Raw genomic sequence first — 5,035 nt, 5'->3', positions numbered from 1 at the left:
CTACCGGTTCAGCTATTAATTCAAAATACTTTCTCCCCTCCAACCATGTATATGGAAGATCCGGTATATCAGGTGTGACAACCATCAAACATACCCCCTAATCGTAACGTTATGATAAGTGTATAGGGGTAGTGGAATAAAATATGACTCCGGGCTTCAATTCCCCCCGATCATGTTGCGCACGACAAAAGCCGGCCCAAGAGCGGTAATTCCGCTGCTGAGCCGGCCTTATCTTTTTACCCGATGTTACTTCCTCGCCAACTGCCTGCGCATATCGAACGCGACAGCCGCAACGATAATGAGTCCTTTGATGATCAGCTGCCAGTATGGACTGACGCCGATGTAAGTCAGACCGTAATTGATGACGCCGAAAATCAGGACGCCAGCCATGACGCCGCCCACTTTGCCGATACCGCCGGCCGTTGATACGCCACCGACGACGCATGCCGCGATCGCGTCAAGCTCGTACATGTTGCCGTAGTTGTTCGTCGCGCCGCCTGTGCGAGCCGCTTCCAGCACGCCGGCAAGGCCGTAAAGGGCGCCGGCGATGGAGTAAATCCACACCAGGTTTTTAGCAACGTTGATGCCGGAGACATGCGCCGCTTGAACGTTGCCGCCGATGGCATACATGTTTTTGCCAAGCCTGGTCTTGTTGAAGACGACCCAACAGATGGCAGCGACGAATATCGCGATGAGGACGATGTACGGTATCGAGTAGCCGCCGCCCAAATCGATGTAGCCGCTGCCGATGTTCGTAAAGTCGCGCCGCAAGCCGCCGATCGGCTGCGACTGGTTCGGCTCCATATCGAAGTACAAGGAATTCATACCGTATACGGCAACCATCGTGCCGAGTGTCGCAATGAACGGCGGCACGTGGAACCACGCGATGACCAAGCCGTTCACCAGACCGACGATCAAGCCCGCCGCGATGCCGAGCAGAATCGGCAAGCCGACCCATAATTGCGGCATATCCGGGAAAAAGCGGGCCCCATACTCCTCAATCTGAAGCATCGAAGCCGAGATAACGGCCGTCAAGCCGACGACCCGTCCGGCGGAGAGGTCAACGCCGCCGGTAATCAAAATAAACGCGGCGCCGAGCGCAATGATCGCGCGAGTCGACGATTGCTGCAGGATGTCGCGGAGCGTGCTGAACGCCAGAAAGTTCGGATCGGCGACCGCAATGCCGATGACCAGTACGACCAACACGACGAATATCGCTCTTTCACTTAAAAATTCTCTTACTCTGGTAATTGCAGGTGCGTTCATCGTAATCCCCCTATAATTATGCCATACGCTGCTGCGCGGCCAAGCGCATGATTTCATGCTCGGTGGCGCGATTGCCTTCTACGATGCCGGTCATCCGTCCCTCGCTCATGACCATAATGCGGTCCGACATGCCGAGCAGCTCGGGCATTTCAGAGGAAATCATGATGATGCTCTTGCCCTGCTTGGCGAGCTGGGTAATGATCGAATAAATTTCAAACTTTGCCCCGACGTCAATGCCTCGGGTAGGTTCGTCAAGCAGCAAAATGTCCGGATCGGTCAGCAGCCAGCGCGCAAGCAGCACCTTCTGCTGATTGCCGCCTGACAGATAGCGGATCTGCGTGTTGACGGTAGGCGTCTTCGTGCGCAGCTTATCGACATGCTCCTTGGCCACGACGCGTCCTTTCTTCTCGTCGAGCAGCCCCGGAATCCATTTGAATCGGCCCAGGTTGGCGATAATCGTATTCTCATAGACCGACAGCACCGGGAAAATGCCGGTTGCCCGCCGCTCCTCGGTCAACAGCGCGATCCGATGCTTTTTCGCATCGGACGGCGATTTGATCCGCACCGGCTTGCCGGCAATCGAAATCGTGCCCGAGGAAATCGCCCTCAAACCGAACAGCGCTTCGATCAGCTCGGTCCGCTGTGCGCCGACCAGGCCGCCGACGCCGAGAATCTCGCCTTCCCGCAGATCGAACGATACGTTCTGAAACGACTTCGGACTCGGCGACGACAAGCCGTCGACCTTCAGCACGACGCCGCCCGGCACGTTCGTCCGTTCCGGATAACGCTCGGTCAAATCGCGTCCGACCATTTTGGTGATGATCAGATCGGTCGTCAGCTCGCTCGCCTGCCAGGTGCCGATATATTTGCCGTCTCGCATGATCGTGACATCGTCCGAGATACGGAGAATCTCTTCCATCTTGTGCGAGATGTATATGATCGAAACGCCCCTGCTGCGCAGCCGGTTGATAATCTTGAACAACTGCTCGACCTCGTTGCCGGTTAGCGAGGAGGTCGGCTCGTCCATGACGATGACCTTCGAGTTGAACGAAACCGCCTTGGCGATTTCAAGCGACTGGATTTTGGAGACTGACAAGGACCCCGTACGCGCTTTCGGATTGACATCCAGCTCCAGATCGGCGAGCAGTTCGACCGTATCGCGGTACATTTTTTTGTGATCTACAAATTTCAACGGCCCGAAGCTTCTTACCGGCAAGCGTCCGAGCCAAATATTTTCCATCACATCGCGGTGCGGGACGGGATGCAGCTCCTGATGAATCATGGAAACGCCGCTCCGCAGCGCGTCATTCGAGTTGTTGATCTCGACCTTTCCGCCGTCCAGATAAATTTCGCCTTCGTCCTGCTTGTAAATGCCGAACAAACATTTCATAAGCGTCGATTTGCCGGCTCCGTTCTCGCCCATCAGCGCGTGCACGGTGCCGGGCCTTACCTTCAGCGTGACATTGCTAAGCGCCTGAACGCCGGGAAAAGCTTTCGATATTCCCCGCATCTCCAGCAAGTATTGTTCCGCCATCTCCTGTGCCCCCCATACCGGGTCTGTAATGTGAATCGAGGGACAACGTCACGGATGCCGTTGCCCCTCGCCTTATCGAAATCCTTATTGCTGTGCGTCGGCAATGTTGTCTTTCGTGATTTTCTTGTAGGCGATCCAGACGTATTTGCCGTCCGTAATGTCGTAGCTTGTGTTTTCTTTGGTCGGCGTCTCACCCTTAGCCAGCACCGTTGCCAAAGCAACCGTAGCCGCGCCCTGGTTTTTCGCATCGTTCAGCACCGTGCCGAGCAGCGTGCCGTCTTGCAGCGCCTGGATAGCAGGCGCCGTTGCGTCGACGCTGACGACAGGCATATACTTGTCGCCCTTGAAGTAGCCGGCGGCTTTCAGCGCCTCGATTGCGCCGAGACCCATGTCGTCGTTGTTCGCGAGCACCGCTTCGATCTTGTCGCCGTTCGACGCGAGGAACGTCTGCATTTTCTCCTGGCCTTTAACGCGGTCCCACATAGCGGTGTCTTCAGCGAGCGCTTCGACCTTGATGCCCGCATCCTGAATCGCTTGTACGGAGAACTTCGTGCGCAGTTCGGCGTCCTGGTGACCCGGCTCGCCCTTCAGCATGACGTATTGGAGAACGCCGTCGCCGTTCTTGTCGGCCTTCGGATTCGCTTTCCAGTAGTCGACGATAATCTGGCCCGAGATCGTGCCGGACTCTTCCGCTTTGGCGCCGACATAGTAAACCTTGTCCCACTTGTTCATGTCTTCGGCGATCGGCTCGCGATTCAGGAATACAACCGGGATATCGGCCGCTTTCGCCTTGTCGATGATAACGCCTGCCGCCGTCCGGTCAACCGGGTTGATGGCCATCGCCTTGTATTTCTTGGAGATGAAAAGGTCAACCTTCTCGTTCTGCGTAGGCTGGGCGTTCTGGCTGTCTACGATATCCAGCTCGGCCTTACCATCCGCAGCGGCCGTCATCGCGTTGCGGACGCCGGTCATGAATGTGTCGTCGAACTTATAGATCGCGACGCCGATCTTCGGCGTTTCGCTTGTTGCCGCATTGCCGCCGTTCGTGGTGCTTTCGGCCTGATTGCCGCCGGTGCTCGCCCCGCAGCCTGCCAGCGTAAGCATAGCCCCCGCGATCGCGATAACCATCCATTTTTTCATTGTAAAAAGACCTCCCTGTTGGGTTCTGATTTGTACGGTGCCGTCTGTCCCGGGCCTGCCGGCCTGCGGGAAAGCTTCGACCGTCTATCGTTATTATGAAGCACGGGAGGCCAGATGCGAATTCAATATTCTCATAAGAAATATAAAAATTCTCATCAATTATTCGACGCGTTTCCGAAACACCCGATCTTCCCCGCTGAATGCGATTATTGAACGAAGGGGAACAGCAGCTTCTGGTTGTCCATCCAGAACATATTTTCCGCATCGATCACCTTTGTTTCGATCCGCGTCGATTTATCGACCCGCTGACCGTCCAGCAGCGACACAGCCTGCTTCACCCCGAGATACCCCGCGCTAAAGCCGTTTTGCACGACGGAGTTGTGAATGATACCGTCCTGCAGCAGCTCTAGCTGGGCCAGCTCGTTGCCGAACGTTACGATTTTCAGTTCCCCTTGCCGCTCGTGACTGGCCGTTTCCTCGGCTGCGGCGATCGAGGTTTGGGAGTCCAACGCAAATATGCCGTCGACCTCGCCGCCGTCCAACAGCTCCCTCACGGCTTCCCGGCATGGAGAAAGCGAATCGCCGCAGGTCAGCTTCCGTCCTACGGCGATACGCGGGTAGCCCGCAAGCGCGGAAACAATGCCGTCCTCGCGTCTGGACGTATCGGGGTCGGTACGGGCCGGCCCCAGAACAGCGACGACGCCTTCCCCGCCAATCAGCCTGGCCATCGCTTCCCCGGCCTTGCGACCCGCCTCTTCGTTATCGATGGCGATCGAAGCCTGCACCCCTTTGTCCTTGCGCTCGTCGTTCAGCGTCAGCAACGGAATACCGCTTCTCGACGCCTGGCCGGCAACGGCGCTCAGCACCTCCCCGTCCGCCGGGTCGATCAGAATGGCGGACACGCCCTCCCTCAGAATTTGGAGCGCCGTCGCCTGCTGATTGGCCGCTCCCTCCTCCGGCTGGAATGAAGCATACACAAGCTCGACGCCGAACTCTTTGGCCGCGGCGTCGGCGCCGAGCCGCATGGCGTCGCCGAGCTCGCCGGCACGAATCGGCGCCACGAGCGCGATCCGTTTGGCCGGCGCCGGCTCTTCG

At 57.4% G+C, this 5,035-nt stretch carries 4 protein-coding genes; all 4 read right to left on the bottom strand.

Going from position 1 to position 5,035, the window contains the following annotated elements; translation table 11 throughout:
• Positions 1-246 precede the first annotated feature (246 nt).
• A complete protein-coding gene (mglC, locus tag BG52_RS12830; protein ID WP_036667418.1) occupies positions 247-1,266 on the bottom strand; it encodes a galactose/methyl galactoside ABC transporter permease MglC in 1,020 nt (339 codons plus the stop codon).
• Between the two features lie 16 nt (positions 1,267-1,282).
• Complete coding sequence (locus tag BG52_RS12825) at positions 1,283-2,800, bottom strand: sugar ABC transporter ATP-binding protein (protein WP_036585842.1); 1,518 nt, start codon at positions 2,798-2,800, stop codon at positions 1,283-1,285.
• An 84-nt stretch (positions 2,801-2,884) separates the two neighbouring features.
• The gene (locus tag BG52_RS12820; RefSeq protein WP_036585840.1) at positions 2,885-3,940 is read right to left on the bottom strand and encodes a galactose ABC transporter substrate-binding protein; all 1,056 of its coding nucleotides are present in this window, start codon (positions 3,938-3,940) and stop codon (positions 2,885-2,887) included.
• 206 nt (positions 3,941-4,146) lie between these two features.
• On the bottom strand, positions 4,147-5,035 hold an 889-nt coding region (locus BG52_RS12815), incomplete at its 5' end, for a substrate-binding domain-containing protein (protein WP_036585839.1).

The sequence above is a fragment of the Paenibacillus darwinianus genome (assembly GCF_000598065.1).
Classification (GTDB): Bacteria; Bacillota; Bacilli; order Paenibacillales; family Paenibacillaceae; genus Paenibacillus_I; species Paenibacillus_I darwinianus.
This window is presented reverse-complemented; position numbering and strand designations above follow the sequence as displayed.

Coding starts and splice junctions, on each gene's coding strand:
- mglC (WP_036667418.1), bottom strand. CDS start 1,266: ATGAACGCACCTGCAATTACCAGAGTAAGAGAATTTTTAAGTGAAAGA.
- BG52_RS12825 (WP_036585842.1), bottom strand. CDS start 2,800: ATGGCGGAACAATACTTGCTGGAGATGCGGGGAATATCGAAAGCTTTT.
- BG52_RS12820 (WP_036585840.1), bottom strand. CDS start 3,940: ATGAAAAAATGGATGGTTATCGCGATCGCGGGGGCTATGCTTACGCTG.